13 protein-coding genes are annotated in these 14782 nt (G+C 60.8%); 7 read left to right on the top strand and 6 right to left on the bottom strand.

All coding sequences use genetic code 11. The features are described 5' to 3' along the window. Nucleotides 1-198: 198 nt before the first annotated feature. From dapC to cls, 6 genes are all read left to right on the top strand, one after another. Nucleotides 199-1407, top strand: coding sequence for a succinyldiaminopimelate transaminase (gene dapC, locus GSQ93_RS16795; protein WP_158936760.1), 1209 nt, complete (start codon nt 199-201; stop codon nt 1405-1407). An 83-nt stretch (nt 1408-1490) separates the two neighbouring features. Then, nucleotides 1491-2318, top strand: a complete 828-nt coding sequence (gene dapD / locus GSQ93_RS16790) for a 2,3,4,5-tetrahydropyridine-2,6-dicarboxylate N-succinyltransferase (RefSeq protein ID WP_158936759.1) — start codon at nt 1491-1493, stop codon at nt 2316-2318. A gap of 3 nt (nt 2319-2321) precedes the next feature. Next, on the top strand, nt 2322-2684 hold the full coding sequence (locus tag GSQ93_RS16785; RefSeq protein WP_158936758.1) for an ArsC family reductase: 363 nt from the start codon (nt 2322-2324) through the stop codon (nt 2682-2684). A 125-nt stretch (nt 2685-2809) separates the two neighbouring features. Continuing rightward, entirely contained in the window at nt 2810-3949 is a 1140-nt protein-coding gene (dapE, locus tag GSQ93_RS16780) for a succinyl-diaminopimelate desuccinylase (RefSeq protein ID WP_158936757.1), read from the top strand. 28 nt (nt 3950-3977) lie between these two features. After that, on the top strand, nt 3978-4862 hold the full coding sequence (prmB, locus tag GSQ93_RS16775; RefSeq protein ID WP_158936756.1) for a 50S ribosomal protein L3 N(5)-glutamine methyltransferase: 885 nt from the start codon (nt 3978-3980) through the stop codon (nt 4860-4862). Nucleotides 4863-4893: 31 nt separating this feature from the next. Then, the gene (cls, locus tag GSQ93_RS16770; RefSeq protein ID WP_158936755.1) at nt 4894-6357 is read left to right on the top strand and encodes a cardiolipin synthase; all 1464 of its coding nucleotides are present in this window, start codon (nt 4894-4896) and stop codon (nt 6355-6357) included. A gap of 20 nt (nt 6358-6377) precedes the next feature. Here cls and GSQ93_RS16765 read toward each other — a convergent pair whose 3' ends face one another. The 4 genes from GSQ93_RS16765 to GSQ93_RS16750 all read right to left on the bottom strand — a co-directional run bounded on the left by GSQ93_RS16765 (nt 6378) and on the right by GSQ93_RS16750 (nt 10780). After that, nucleotides 6378-7292: a dihydrodipicolinate synthase family protein gene (locus GSQ93_RS16765; protein WP_254073897.1), complete on the bottom strand. Its 915-nt coding sequence runs from the start codon at nt 7290-7292 to the stop codon at nt 6378-6380. A 47-nt stretch (nt 7293-7339) separates the two neighbouring features. After that, nucleotides 7340-9052 (bottom strand): IlvD/Edd family dehydratase, encoded by a 1713-nt coding sequence (locus GSQ93_RS16760; protein WP_158936754.1) that lies wholly within the window; start codon nt 9050-9052, stop codon nt 7340-7342. 96 nt (nt 9053-9148) lie between these two features. After that, a complete protein-coding gene (locus tag GSQ93_RS16755) occupies nt 9149-9916 on the bottom strand; it encodes a FadR/GntR family transcriptional regulator (protein ID WP_158936753.1) in 768 nt (255 codons plus the stop codon). A 384-nt stretch (nt 9917-10300) separates the two neighbouring features. Further along, nucleotides 10301-10780, bottom strand: coding sequence for a glutathione peroxidase (locus GSQ93_RS16750; protein ID WP_158936752.1), 480 nt, complete (start codon nt 10778-10780; stop codon nt 10301-10303). A gap of 156 nt (nt 10781-10936) precedes the next feature. On the opposite strand from GSQ93_RS16750, the gene GSQ93_RS16745 reads away from it, so the two are divergent. Next, nucleotides 10937-12883, top strand: coding sequence for an ATP-binding cassette domain-containing protein (locus tag GSQ93_RS16745; protein ID WP_158936751.1), 1947 nt, complete (start codon nt 10937-10939; stop codon nt 12881-12883). Between the two features lie 27 nt (nt 12884-12910). Here GSQ93_RS16745 and GSQ93_RS16740 read toward each other — a convergent pair whose 3' ends face one another. Both GSQ93_RS16740 and radA read right to left on the bottom strand, forming a co-directional pair. After that, a complete protein-coding gene (locus tag GSQ93_RS16740) occupies nt 12911-13174 on the bottom strand; it encodes a DUF2866 domain-containing protein (protein WP_158936750.1) in 264 nt (87 codons plus the stop codon). A gap of 170 nt (nt 13175-13344) precedes the next feature. After that, on the bottom strand, nt 13345-14733 hold the full coding sequence (gene radA, locus GSQ93_RS16735; protein WP_158936749.1) for a DNA repair protein RadA: 1389 nt from the start codon (nt 14731-14733) through the stop codon (nt 13345-13347). Nucleotides 14734-14782 lie beyond the last annotated feature (49 nt).

Below are 14782 nucleotides of genomic sequence, written 5' to 3'. Positions count from 1 at the left end.
GGCCGGGGTTCTGCAGGGGCCAATGACCGTCGTTTTTCGGCCTGCCGACGGCGGCCGTGTTCCAACGGCGGCATACGGTAGAAACCGGTCGTCCGGCAACCAGCAGTAACCCCTTCAAAGCGCCAGCAAACCCAACCACGGGCCTACGGAGGGCTATAATCCGAGCCTTGTCGTTTCATCGTCTGCACCGACTTCGCCGTGAATCCACTTCTCCAGAAACTTCAGCCGTATCCATTCGAAAAACTGCGCGCGCTATTTAAAGGCGTCACGCCGCGCGCGGATCTGGCACCGATCAGCTTTGGTATCGGTGAGCCGAAACATGCGACGCCGGCGCTGATCCGCGAGGCAGTCGTGAATGCGATGTCCGGCCTCGCGTCGTATCCCGCCACCGCCGGCAGCGAGCCGTTGCGTCAGGCCATTGCGGACTGGACCAAAGAGCGCTACGGCTTGCCAGGGGTCAATGCCGCCACGGAAGTCCTGCCTGTCTCGGGCTCGCGCGAGGCCTTGTTCTCGCTGGCGCAGACCGTGATCGACAGCCGCAGCACAAGTGAACCGCCCGTTGTCGTCTGCCCGAATCCGTTCTATCAGATCTACGAAGGCGCAGCCTTGCTTGCCGGCGCCGAGCCGTACTTCGTGAACAGCAATCCGGCGCGCAACTTCGCCTGTGATTACGCAGCCGTCCCCGACGCCGTCTGGGCACGCACTCAATTGCTCTTTGTCTGCTCGCCCGGCAACCCGACCGGTGCCGTGCTGACGCTCGATGACTGGCGCGAACTGTTCGCACTCTCGGATCGGCATGGCTTCGTGATCGCCTCCGATGAATGCTATTCCGAGATCTATTTCAACGAAGCCACACCGCCGCTGGGCGGTCTGGAAGCCGCGCACAAGCTTGGCCGCGGGTTCGATCGGCTGGTGATGCTGTCGAGCTTGTCCAAGCGCTCGAACGTGCCCGGCATGCGCTCGGGTTTTGTCGCTGGCGATGCGTCGATACTCAAGCAATTCCTGCTCTACCGCACCTATCACGGCGCGGCGCTTTCGCCCATGTTCCAGGCGGCGAGCGTCGTTGCGTGGAAAGACGAAGCGCATGTGCGCGACAACCGCGCGCTGTACCTGAAGAAATTTACGACCGTCACGCCCATGCTTGCCGAGGTGCTCGACGTCCGTTTGCCAGACGCCGCGTTCTACCTGTGGGCGAACGTTGCGCGCACCGGCCTGACCGACACCGAGTTCGCCGCCCGCCTTTACGCCGACTATAATGTGACGGTTTTGCCGGGCTCGTTCCTGGCGCGCGACGCCCACGGCACGAATCCCGGCAGCGGCTTCATTCGCATTGCGCTGGTCGCCGATGTCGACGAATGTGTGGAAGGTGCACGGCGTATCGTCGAATTTTGCAGCACGCTCGCTTAGTACGCTACATAGCGTCGGCTGCCGCAGCATTGGCTGCCACATTAACCCCTCCTTAAATCGCAGCACTCACTTAAGTCATGACCATGTCGCAACAACTTCAGCAGATCATCGATACCGCCTGGGACAACCGCGCCGAGCTGTCGCCGAAAGCGGCGCCCGCCGACGTGCGTGACGCCGTCGCTCACGCCATCGAGCAGCTCGACAAGGGCCAATTGCGCGTCGCTGAGAAACAGAACGGCGAATGGGTGGTCAATCAATGGCTGAAGAAAGCGGTATTGCTGTCGTTCCGCCTGGAAGACAACGCGCCGATGCCGGCTGGCGGATACAGCCAGTTCTACGACAAAGTGCCGTCGAAGTTCGCCAATTACACGGCTGAAGATTTCGCCGCAGGCGGGTTCCGCGTCGTGCCGCCGGCCATCGCGCGCCGGGGTGCGTTTATCGCTAAGAACGTTGTGTTGATGCCGTCGTACACGAACATCGGCGCGTATGTGGATGAAGGCACGATGGTCGATACCTGGGCCACCGTCGGTTCGTGCGCGCAGATCGGCAAGAACGTGCATTTGTCGGGCGGCGTGGGCATCGGCGGCGTGCTGGAACCGCTGCAGGCGAACCCGGTGATCATCGAAGACAACTGCTTTATCGGCGCGCGTTCGGAAGTGGTGGAAGGCGTGATCGTGGAAGAGAATTCGGTCATTTCCATGGGCGTGTATCTCGGCCAGAGCACCAAGATTTACGACCGCGAAACGGGTTCGGTCACGTATGGCCGCATTCCGGCGGGCTCGGTGGTGGTCGCGGGCAACCTGCCTTCGAAGGACGGTTCGCACAGCCTGTACTGCGCGGTGATCGTGAAGAAGGTGGACGCGAAAACGCGCGCCAAGGTTGGTTTGAACGAGTTGCTGCGAGGCGATTAATCCATGGCCGCGAAAAAGATCGTCGTGTATGGGATTCCGAATTGCGACACCGTGAGAAAAGCGCGCGTGTGGCTGGAAGAACATGATGTGCCGTTCGAGTTCTATGACTTCAAGAAAGCCGGGGTATCGACGTTCTTGTTGCAGGACTGGCTGAAGGACGTCACGCTCGACGAACTGATCAACCGGCGCGGCACGACCTGGCGCGGCCTGTCGGATACGTATAAGGACGAAGCCGGTTCCACGGCCGGCGCAATCGCGTTGATGATCCACAAGCCGTCGATCATCAAACGGCCTGTGCTCGTGGTCAACGGCCGCGTGAAATCGCTCGGTTTCGATGCCGATAAGTACGAAACGCTGTTCGTTTGAGGTGTGTGCTTTAAGCTTTTAAGCGCAGCATCGCGCGCCCCTGATAAAAGGCGCACGAATCTTCGCGGATCTTCATTTCCTGCCGGCCGCCGCGCCGGCATTTTTATTGAAAGTGGCTCGAATCCATGTCCGGCACCCTTCTTCTCTCGGAACAACTGATCGCGCGCGCGTCCGTCACGCCCGACGACCAGCACTGCCAGAACCTGCTGATCGAGCGGTTATCGGCGATCGGCTTTGAGTGCGAAACGATCGCGTCCGGTGGCGTCACGAATCTCTGGGCCGTGAAACGCGGCACGGACGGCACTGACGGCAAGTTGCTCGCGTTCGCCGGCCACACCGACGTTGTGCCGACCGGTCCGCTGGAACAATGGACGTCACCGCCGTTCGTGCCGACCCACCGCGACGGCAAGCTGTACGGCCGCGGCGCAGCGGACATGAAGACGTCCATAGCCGCGTTTGTTGTGTCGAGCGAAGAGTTCGTCGCGGCGCACCCGGCACATCGCGGCTCGCTCGCGTTCCTGATCACCAGCGACGAAGAAGGCCCCGCCACTGACGGCACCGTCAAGGTCATCGAAGCGTTGAAAGCGCGTGGCGAGCGGCTGGACTACTGCATTGTCGGTGAGCCCACGTCGAGCAGTACGCTTGGCGACATGGTCAAGAATGGCCGGCGCGGTTCCATGTCCGGCAAGTTGGTCGTGAAAGGCGTGCAAGGTCATATTGCTTATCCGCATCTCGCGAAGAATCCGATTCATCTGCTTGCACCGGCGCTGGCTGAACTGGTCTCCACGCATTGGGACGACGGCAACGAATATTTCCCTCCAACCACGTGGCAAGTGTCCAACCTGCATAGCGGCACGGGCGCGACGAACGTGATCCCGGGTCACATCGAGCTGATGTTCAATTTCCGCTTTTCCACGGCGAGCACGGTGGAAGGCTTGCAAAGCCGCGTTCACGCAATCCTCGATAAACACGCGCTCGAATACGATCTCGCGTGGAGCGTCAGCGGCCTGCCGTTCCTCACGCCGCGCGGCACGTTGTCGAACGCGCTGGAGCAAGCCATCCTCGATGAAACCGGCGTGCGCACCGAACTGTCCACCACGGGCGGTACATCGGACGGCCGCTTTATTGCTCGCATCTGTGAACAGGTGGTCGAGTTCGGACCGCCGAACGGCAGCATTCACAAGATCGACGAGCACGTTGAAGTGGCGTTTATCGAACCGTTGAAAAACGTCTATAGGCGTGTGCTTGAAACCCTGCTGGCCTGATCCGACTCACTCTTATAAGGAGCCTGCGATGGCGCTTCCCTTCACCACCGTTCGCGATCTGCTGCGTTTTGCCGTATCGCGTTTTACTGCAGCAGACTTGTCGTTTGGCCACGGTTCATCGAATGCATTCGATGAAGCCGCGTACCTCGTGCTGCATACCCTGCACTTGCCGATCGACACGCTCGATCCGTTCCTCGACGCCCGCCTGCTCGACACAGAGATCGACGCCATCATGCAAGTGATCGAGCGCCGGGCGACCGATCGCCTGCCGGCGGCGTACATCACGCACGAAGCGTGGATGCACGGGCATCGTTTCTACGTGGATGAACGCGTGATCGTGCCGCGTTCGTTTATCGGCGAGTTGCTGCAGGACGGACTGCAGCCCTATGTGCAGGATCCCGACGAAGTGTCACGCGTGCTCGAACTCTGCACTGGCTCCGGCTGCCTCGCGATTCTCGCGGCGCAGGCGTTCCAGAATGCAGACATTGACGCTGTCGATATCTCCGCGCCCGCGCTGGAAGTCGCACATAAGAACGTGGACGACTACGACCTGGATTCGCGCGTGGCGTTGTATGAGGGCGATCTGTTCGCGCCGCTGCCCGTTGGCCGCTACGAAGTCATCATCACGAATCCGCCGTACGTCAACGCGCTGGCCATGCAGACCCTGCCCGCTGAATATAAGCACGAGCCGGAACTCGCGCTCGCGGGTGGCGCCGACGGCATGGATATCGTGAAGCGGATCGTGGGTGAAGCGCGCAAGTGGCTGACCGAAGATGGCGTGCTCGTGGTCGAAATCGGCAACGAACGGGCCAACGTGGAAGCGACGCTCGGTGGCCTCGACATCGTCTGGCTCTCGACCAGTGCCGGCGACGACAACGTATTCCTCATCCAGGCAGCCGACTTGCCGGGCTGACGGCACGGCTTTACCTTCAGGCACCGCGTACATGCACTTCCAGTGGCAGGACTGGCTTCATCTCGGCACGTTTGTGATTATCGCGCATTTGCTGGGCGCGGCCGCCGCATGTCACGCGGTGCTCAACACGCGCACTTCGCAAGGCGCGGTCGCGTGGGCCGTGTCGCTGGTCGCCATGCCCTACTTCACGCTGATCCCGTATCTCTTTCTCGGGCGCAGCAAGTTCGCCGGGTACATTGACGCGCGCCGGCTGGAAAACGAGATCCTGCGCAAAAGTGCGCACCCGACGGAATGGAATTTCCCCGATGAAGCCGCCCGCCTGCGCGGCGCAGCGGCCGGGGATCCTGCGGAGTATCTGGGCCATCCGACCATCCGCGCGCTGACGCGGTTAAGCGGGATGCCGTTCCTGCGCGGCAATTCCGTGCGCGTACTGATCAACGGCGACGCCACGTTCGACGCAATCTTCAAAGCTATCGACGCGGCGAAGGTCTATGTGATCGTGCAGTTTTTCATCGTCCGCGACGACGATCTCGGCGAAAAGCTGAAAGACCTGCTGCTCAAAAAAGCACAGCAAGGCGTGCGAGTTTATTTTCTCTACGACAGCATCGGCAGCTTCGATTTGCCGAAACGCTACACCACCGCCTTGCGCGCGGGCGGCGTGCAGACTCACCCGTTCGCGACCAAACGCAAGTTCGTCAATCGCTTCCAGATCAACTTTCGGAACCATCGCAAGATCGTGGTGGTTGATGGCGAATGCGCATTCGTCGGCGGTCACAACGTAGGCGTGGAATATCTCGGCGCGAATCCGCGCCTGTCACCCTGGCGCGATACCCACATTGAAGTGCGTGGCCCAGCGGTCGCCAGCATCCAGTTTGTGTTCATCGAAGACTGGTACTGGGCGACGCAACGCATTCCGGAAGTGGAAGCGTCGAAGACATCGGCACACGACATGAGTTGCCTCGTCCTCGCGAGCGGCCCCGCGGATCATCAGGAAACGTGCTCGCTGTTTTTCGTCGAGGCGATCAACGCGGCACGTTCGCGGATCTGGATCACGACGCCGTATCTGATTCCCGACGAAGCCGTGTTCTCCGCGCTGCGGCTTGCCGTTTTGCGCGGCGTGGACGTGCGCATTTTGATTCCGAGCCGCCGCGATCATCGCGTGGTGTTTGCCGCGTCGAAACTCTATGCCTACGATGCGCTGCTCGCAGGCGTGAAAATCTTTCGATATCGCCCGGGCTTCCTGCATCAGAAAGTGGTGCTGGTGGACGACATGTCTGCCGCTATCGGCAGCGCGAATCTCGACAACCGCTCGTTTCGCCTCAACTTCGAGATCATGGTCCTGACCGTGGATCGCGGCTTTGCGAGCGAAGTCGAGAAAATGCTACTCGATGACTTCGCGCAATCGTGGGAAATCAGCCGCGACGATTATCTCGGCGCACCCGCATGGCGCCGTATGGCGATGCACGTCGCGCGCTTGTTTTCACCCATTCTTTGACGTGGTTTTAACCAGCGCTTTTAGCCCTTGTACGGTCCGAGGCTATCGGCGAATCGTCTTGCACATTCCAGTCCGAATGCGCTCGGTGCAATCCCCCGATCGTGCTGGACTTCAAACCCCATCCGCCATGCCGCAATGCGCTTGCCGTAACAAGTGAGCGCGTCGAGTGACTGCATGACGAAGACAATCGCCGGCAACACCTCCTCATAGTGCTGCTGCGCCTCGGCCGGATCGTGCGCGAATGCCTGATAGATCTCCACCTGATGATCGAAGCTATCCGGGGCGACGATCATGCCCGCGCAGCCGGCGCGCAGGTTGTCCAGCAACTCCTGACCGCCGCGCCCGTTGAAGACGGGCATTGTGCTGCCGGCCACCGCCAGGCAGTCGATGGTCGTACGCAAACCTGTCGCCGCGCCCTCGCCCTTCAACCAGCGAAAGTTCGGGCATTGCTGCGCTAGTTCGGCCAACGCTTCCGGCGACAAACCGACACCCAGATACTCGGGCGCGTTTTGAATGCCCGCGCGGGCCGTGTCCGTCAAACCCTTCATGACGGATGCGAAGAAATCGAAGTAAAAACGCTCGGGTTCGGTACGTGTCGAGGGCGGTTGCAGGATCAGCCATTGCGCACCGTGCGCCACGGCCCAGTTGCCGAATTCGGTCTGCTCCACGACGGTGTCGCCGGTGACGGTAACCGCCAGCGGTACGCGAGCCGCGATATCCTCGCGCGCCCAGTTCACAAGCTGCTCACGCTCAGGGCGCGACAACCGCTGCACCTCGGTTGCAAGACCGAGTATCACGATGCCGGGCGCACCGGCGGCAATGGTCCGCTCGACCTGCACGCGCATGGCGTCACGATCAAGCTGGTTGTACTGATCAAAATAGGCGTAGAGGACCGGCCAGATGCCGGCGGGGGACGTGTCGGTCTTTAAAGTCATATTCGTCGAACCTGATCTTCAATGTTCAGTGGTTCAATGAGAGGGGTTCAATGAGAGTCGCGCGGTACGGCTGCGCCGCTTGAACCGACCAGGAAATCGAGATCTGCGCCTTCGTCCGCCTGCAGCACATGATCGACGTAGAGCTTCACATAACCGCGCAGCGGCGAAGCCGGCTTGGACCACAACGCTCGTCGCCGTTCGAGTTCTTCATCGGAGACTTCAAGATGCAGGCGACGCGCCTCGACATCAAGTTCGATCATGTCGCCGGTTTGCACCAGAGCAAGCGGACCGCCCGCCGCCGCTTCCGGCGACACGTGCAACACAACCGTGCCGTACGCAGTACCACTCATCCGGCCATCGGAGATGCGAACCATGTCTGTAATGCCCTTTTGCAGCACTTTTTTTGGCAGCGGCATGTTGCCGACTTCAGCGAACCCCGGATAACCCTTCGGCCCAGCGCCCTTCAACACCATGACGCAGTGCTCGTCGATATCGAGCGTTTCGTCGTCCACCTTCGCGTGCAACTCCTCCACGGTCTCGAACACGACTGCGCGGCCGCGATGTTTGAGCAAATGTTGCGTCGCCGCCGATGGTTTGATCACAGCGCCATTCGGCGCGAGATTTCCCCTCAGCACGGCGATACCCGCCTTCGGCTTGAACGGCGTAGCAAACAGCGTGATGACTTTTTCGTCATCATTGCGAGCGCTGGACACGTTGTCCCAGATCGTCTTGCCGTTCACGGTCAGCGCGTCCTTGTGCAGCAATCCCTGTTCGCCAAGCTGCTTCAGCACGGCAGGCAAACCACCTGCGTAGTAGAAGTCCTCCATCAGGTACTCCCCCGACGGCTGGAGATTTACGAGGCACGGCACGTCCGAACCGAGTTCCCAATCGTCGAGCGTCAACGGCACGCCAATCCGCTTGGCCAGTGCGATGAGATGCACCACCGCGTTCGTCGATCCGCCAATTGCGGCATTCGTGCGAATCGCGTTCTCGAAGGCTTCACGCGTGAGAATACGGTCCATGGTGAGGTCTTCGTGCACCATATCGACAATACGTCGGCCCGCCATATGCGCCAGCACCTGACGGCGGGCATCGACGGCAGGAATGGCTGCGTTATGCGGCAAGCCCATGCCGAGCGCCTCGACCATCGACGCCATGGTGGAAGCGGTGCCCATCGTCATGCAATGTCCTCGCGAACGGTTCATGCACGACTCGGCTTCAGTGAATTCCTCTTCCGTCATGGTTCCCGCCCGCACTTCCTCCGACATCTGCCACACCCCGGTGCCCGAGCCGATCGGCTTGCCGCGATACCGGCCGTTCAACATCGGTCCGCCGGACACGGCGAGCGCAGGCAAGTTGCACGATGCCGCGCCCATCAGCAACGCAGGCGTGGTCTTGTCGCAGCCGACAAGCAGGATCACGCCGTCAAGCGGGTTGCCGCGAATGGACTCCTCCACATCCATGGACGCGAGATTGCGAAACAGCATGGCGGTCGGTCTCAGGTTCGACTCGCCGAGGGACATCACCGGGAATTCGAGCGGCAGTCCGCCCGCCTCCCGAACGCCACGTTTCACGTACTCGGCCAGCTCGCGGAAATGCGCATTGCAGGGCGTCAGTTCCGACCAGGTGTTGCAGATGCCGATGACGGGGCGGCCATCGAAATTGTCGTGCGGAATGCCCTGGTTTTTCATCCACGAGCGGTGAATGAAACCATCCTTGCCGTGTGTACCGAACCATTGTTGCGAGCGAAGCTTGCGCATGCCGTGTCTCCTGGCGCGTGGGGCCGTTGTGGGTGGCTATGGATTGTTGTGGGTTGTTGTTAAGGATGGATGCGCCGGTTCGAGGACTACGCGCGATCACCCAATTTTGTGTTTCTGTGAGTCCGGCTGGCTGGTCGCCTGATCACCGGCCGAAACCGCAGCACGGGCTGCGCCCTTCTCCAATGCATTGAAATCACGTTGGGTGGCAAGCAGCAAGCGCATCATTGCAGCGTGCGCCTCGGCGGGCTGGCGGCGCCGGATTGCATCGAACACCTCCCGATGCTGTTCCAGCGACGCCTGTGCCGACAGCGCTTGCTTGCCGGTCAGGCGAATACCTGCGTCCAGCGCGGCCCGCACCGTGCCGATCAATTGCGTGAAAACCCAATTCCCGGCCGCTTCGATAATGCCCGCGTGGAAAGCGACATCCGCTGCCGCCCAGCCCGCACCGCGCGTGCCGTCGGCCTCGCTGGCCATAGCGTTCAGCGAGGTTTCGATACGGTCAAGATCACGTTCGGACGCCCTTGCCGCAGCAAGTTCGGCGGCACGAGGTTCGATCAAAAGACGCGCCTCGACCAGTGCCTGGAAAAACGACACATCTTCCACGCGCAAGACCGCCACGCCCAACACCGACGCGTCCAGTAACTTCCACGACTCTCGCGCGAGAACGGTCGCGCCCTTGCGTCGCCGGCTCTCGATCAGCCCGAGTGAAGCGAGCTTCTGCATCGCCTCGCGCGCCGCCGTGCGGCTGACGCCATGCGCGGCGGCGAGTTCCATTTCGTTCGGCAAGGACGCGCCAACCGGGTAGACGCCCGAGACAATCGCGTCGACTAGATGGACAACAATCGCCTCATGCAGCTTCGTCATGGTTGGCGAGCCTGCGGTTTCTGGTTTCATCGCGGCGGCAAACGGGTGTTGGCGGGAAAGTTAAATCATACATAATTCCCGGAAGTACACGGAATATGTACGACATAATTTCACATTTACAGTAACGGACGAAAGCGGTTACTGATCGCAGCAGGCTGTCTGGCGAGGTCGTTGAGCCACCTATAACCCGCCCCTGAGACGCAAACCGCCCGATCGGTACAGGCGTGCAAAAGCGCCCGGGGGTTTGCCCGGGAACGCATAGTAAAAAATGTTGATCGGCGTCGCCCGGCCGGACGGCGCCCTTTTAGAAACCAGACAATGCGACCACGCACTCGACCGGCGTCTTCACGCCAGTCGGATCAAGTCGCTGACGCAAATCAGGCGTTAGAGCAGCTTTTCGATATCGCTGGAAAGCGCATCCGGCTTCGTCACCGAGCCGAATCGGGTGATCACGTTACCTTCCTTGTCGACCAGAAACTTTGTGAAGTTCCACTTGATGCCTTCGGTCCCCAGCACGCCCGGCGCTTCCTCGGTCAGATAACGGAATAGCGGATGCGCGTTCGCCCCGTTCACGTCGATCTTCGCAAACATGGGAAACGTGACCCCGTAGTTCTGCTCGCAAAAGCTGCCAATTTGAGCCGCGTCGCCCGGCTCCTGCTTGCCGAACTGGTTGCACGGAAAGCCCAGCACTGCAAAGCCGCGATCCGCGTAACGTTCGTACAGCTCCTGCAAACCCTTGTACTGCGGCGTGAATCCGCACTCGCTCGCAGTGTTCACGATCAACAGCACCTTGCCCTGATAGTTTTCCATGCTGACGGTTTCACCGCCGAGGGTGTCCGCTGAAAACGAGTAGATAGGGTTCATTCGATGCTCCGCTTGAAAAAATCCAGTCTAAGCGAAACGCGGGTTAAAAAACATCTGACCGAACGGCTAACGGCGCACCAACGTCAATGAGCGGGCGGCCCGCACCCGGGCCGGTCTAAAATAGCGTTTTCCCGTACATGTCTGGGTCTCCACGCCGTGATTCGCTTCAACCAGTTCAGCCTTGCCCGCGGCACCAAACCGCTCTTCGAACAGACCACGTTCGCGCTCAATCCTGGCGAAAAGGCGGGGCTCATCGGCGCTAATGGCGCGGGCAAGTCCACGCTCTTCTCCGTGCTGCGCGGTGATCTGCACTCGGACGGGGGCGATTTTTCGATGCCGCCGTCGTGGCAAATCGCGCACGTCGCGCAGGAAACGCCGGCCGTGGACCGCACCGCGCTGGACTACACGCTTGACGGCGACACGCAATTGCGGCGCATCGAAGCGCGGATTGCGGCGGCATCGGCGGCCCACGATGGCGCAGCTGAAGCCGACGCACACGCCGCGTTCGCCGACGCCGACGGTTACACCGCGCCCGCCCGCGCCGAAACCCTGCTGATCGGCCTGGGTTTCACGCTCGCGCAAACCCAGGACCCCGTGGCGAGCTTCTCCGGCGGTTGGCGCATGCGCCTGAACCTGGCGCAAGCGCTGATGTGCCGCTCGGACCTGCTGCTGCTGGACGAGCCCACGAATCACCTGGATCTTGATGCGATCATCTGGCTGGAAGACTGGCTGCATCGCTATCCGGGAACGCTGATTGTGATTTCTCACGATCGCGAATTCCTCGATTCCGTCTGCAACGTGACGCTGCATCTGGAGAACCGGCAGATCAAGCGTTACGGCGGCAATTACAGTCAGTTCGAAATCCTGCGCGCGCAGCAGATCGCGTTGCAGCAAAGCGCGTATGTAAAGCAACAAAAGACGGTGGAGCATCTGCAAAGCTTCATCAACCGCTTCAAGGCGCAGGCCACCAAAGCGAAGCAGGCGCAAAGCCGCGTGAAGGCGCTGGAACGCATGGAACTCATCGCGCCGGCGCATGCTTCTTCGCCTTTCACGTTCGAATTCCGCACGCCCGATGCCGCGCCGAACCCCATGATGGTGATGGAATCCGTGCGCTGCGGCTATCACACGGAAGCCGGTGAAGTGCCGATCGTGGAAGGCGTCACGCTGTCCATCCAGAACGGTCAGCGAATCGGCTTGCTGGGCGCGAACGGACAGGGGAAATCGACGCTTATCAAGACGCTGGCGGGCACGCTTGAAGCGCTGAGCGGGAAGGTACGCGAGGGCAAGGGCTTGCGGATCGGCTATTTCGCGCAGCATCAGCTGGAAACCCTGCGCCCTCAAGACTCCGCGCTAGAGCATGTGGCACGGCTCGCGCCCGACACACGCGAACAGGAATTACGCGATTTCCTCGGTGGCTTCAATTTTTCCGGCGAAATGGCGACCGCGAAGATCGCGCCGTTTTCCGGAGGAGAAAAGGCCCGGCTCGCGCTTGCGCTGATCATCTGGCAAAAGCCCAATTTGCTGCTGCTCGACGAACCGACGAACCATCTGGATCTCGAAACGCGTCATGCGCTGACCATGGCGCTTGCGCAGTTCGAAGGCACCTTGATCCTGGTGTCGCACGATCGGCATTTGCTGCGCGCCACCACGGACAATTTCATGCTCGTGGCGAAACATCGGCTGCAGCCGTTCGACGGCGATCTCGACGACTATCGCGACTGGCTGCTGCAACACGCGGCCGAGCAGCGGGCTGCCGCCAAGGAGATGGTCAGCAACGGCAATGGTGGATTAGCGGACGATTCGCTGGAATCAGGACAGAACCGCAAGGAGCAGCGGCGCCTGGAGGCACAAGAGCGGCAGAAACTCTCGCATTTGAAAAAGCCGCTGCAATCGCGGATTTCGAAGATCGAGAAGGAGATGGACAAGCTGAATGCCGAGAAAGCGCAGCTCGATATTTTCGTGGCCGATGCCGCCAGTTACGAGCCCGCCATGAAGACACGACTCACAGAAGCCATTCGCCGTCAGGCCGATGTGAACGGTCAGCTAGAAGCGCTCGAAGCGCAATGGCTAGAGGCGCACGAGGAACTGGAGCAGATTGGCTGAAAGGCCGCCGTTCTCGCTCCACGCTAACTAACGTCGCGGCAGCGTTTGCCGCGGCATTCCTTCGTCGTCGACCAGTACGTGTTTGCGACCCTTCACGTGGCACCGGATGGTCGCCACCACTTCATCTTCGGTCACGTCTTCGGCCACGACCCGACGCGATATCTGTCCTTCAGCGTCGATCCACTCGACAATCCGGCAACCGCCGCCCCATGGCTGCTGGATGGGCGCGGAGACACGGCAGCCGCGCAGATGGAATGTTGGGCGAGACAAAGTTTGATCTGCGTGTTTCAAGGCGTGGTCCTTTTTCCTTTTCCGCTCGTATCCGGGTTTGTCGCGATACAAGGATAGAAAAAGCACGCCCCGCGTGGGTTACACGAACCTCGCGGTTTTTTACACGACATTACTAAGGGACTGATCGACGACGCCCTCGCAACGTGACCCCCGCGCGCTGCTAAGCAACTTCAGGCCAGCGACCGCACGCGATCGATCGCCTCGTCAATCCGATCCACCGCGATCACTTCCAGCCCTTCGATAGGTTGCTTCGGCGCATTCGCCTTTGGAATCAGCGCGATCGAAAACCCCAGTTTCGCGGCTTCCTTCAGGCGGTCCTGACCCCGCGGCGACGGTCTGATTTCACCCGCCAGCCCTACTTCGCCGAACACGATCAGACCCTTGGGCAGCGCCTTGTTACGCATCGACGAATGGATCGCGAGCAATACAGCCAGATCGGCCGCGGGTTCCGTGATCTTCACGCCGCCCACCGCGTTCAAAAACACATCCTGATCGAAGCACGCAATGCCCGCATGCCTATGCAACACGGCCAATAGCAATGCGAGCCGGTTCTGCTCCAGCCCTACGGCGAGACGGCGCGGATTCGGGACATGCGCGGTATCGACAAGCGCTTGCACTTCCACCAATAACGGCCGCGAGCCTTCCTGCGTCACCAGCACGCACGAACCCGGTACGCTCTGCTCATGCTGCGATAAAAACAGCGCCGATGGATTCGCCACGCCCCGCAAACCGCGCTCGGTCATCGCGAATACGCCGAGTTCGTTCACCGCGCCGAAACGGTTCTTGAACGCGCGCACGAGCCGGAACGATGAATGAGTGTCGCCTTCGAAGTACAGCACCGTGTCCACGATGTGCTCAAGCACGCGCGGTCCAGCGAGATTGCCTTCCTTCGTCACGTGCCCGACCATGATGATGGCCGTGCCCGTTTGCTTTGCGATCCGCGTGAGTTGCGCCGCGCATTCGCGCACCTGGGCGACCGATCCCGGCGCCGAGGTCAGCGCTTCGGAATAAACAGTCTGGATTGAATCGATGACCGCAACCTCCGGCCGTTCTGTATCGATAGTCGCCTGGATTCGTTCAAGCTGGATTTCCGCCAGCAAACGCAAATCAGGCGCGGCTTTGCCCGGTTCGCCGAGCAGGCCGAGCCGCTGCGCGCGCAATGCGATCTGCGCGCCGGACTCTTCGCCGCTGATATAAAGCGCGGGCCGCTCACGGGCGATCTCCGCCAGCGATTGCAGCAACAGCGTCGATTTTCCGATACCCGGATCACCGCCGATCAACACGACGCCGCCGGCCACCAAACCGCCGCCCAGCACCCGGTCGAATTCACCAATACCCGTGGTAAAGCGCGGCACGTCCGACGCTTCGATCTCGGACAAGCGCTGCACCGGCGAGGTCTTTGCGAGCGCCTGGAAGCGGTGCGCCGACGGCGTCTCCGCCACCGACTCGACCAGCGTGTTCCACGTTCCGCATGCGGGACATTGACCTTGCCATTTCGGCGCCTGGCCGCCGCATTCGGTACATACGTACAGTGTCTTGACCTTCGCTACTTTCGCCACTCGCCTTCCTGAATTCCGTCGTTATTTCCGTCGCTACCTACTGAAACAA

The sequence above is a fragment of the Burkholderia sp. S171 genome (genome assembly GCF_009766085.1).
Classification (GTDB): domain Bacteria; phylum Pseudomonadota; class Gammaproteobacteria; order Burkholderiales; family Burkholderiaceae; genus Caballeronia.
Note: the sequence above shows the minus strand (reverse complement) of the source record. Positions and strands in the feature narration are given on the sequence as shown.

Bases quoted from the DNA above. Each gene is read 5' to 3' on its own strand.
- dapD (WP_158936759.1), top strand. From the start codon at position 1,491: ATGTCGCAACAACTTCAGCAGATCATCGATACCGCCTGGGACAACCGC.
- GSQ93_RS16785 (WP_158936758.1), top strand. From the start codon at position 2,322: ATGGCCGCGAAAAAGATCGTCGTGTATGGGATTCCGAATTGCGACACC.
- dapE (WP_158936757.1), top strand. From the start codon at position 2,810: ATGTCCGGCACCCTTCTTCTCTCGGAACAACTGATCGCGCGCGCGTCC.
- prmB (WP_158936756.1), top strand. From the start codon at position 3,978: ATGGCGCTTCCCTTCACCACCGTTCGCGATCTGCTGCGTTTTGCCGTA.
- cls (WP_158936755.1), top strand. From the start codon at position 4,894: ATGCACTTCCAGTGGCAGGACTGGCTTCATCTCGGCACGTTTGTGATT.
- GSQ93_RS16765 (WP_254073897.1), bottom strand. From the start codon at position 7,292: ATGACTTTAAAGACCGACACGTCCCCCGCCGGCATCTGGCCGGTCCTC.
- GSQ93_RS16760 (WP_158936754.1), bottom strand. From the start codon at position 9,052: ATGCGCAAGCTTCGCTCGCAACAATGGTTCGGTACACACGGCAAGGAT.
- GSQ93_RS16755 (WP_158936753.1), bottom strand. From the start codon at position 9,916: ATGACGAAGCTGCATGAGGCGATTGTTGTCCATCTAGTCGACGCGATT.
- GSQ93_RS16750 (WP_158936752.1), bottom strand. From the start codon at position 10,780: ATGAACCCTATCTACTCGTTTTCAGCGGACACCCTCGGCGGTGAAACC.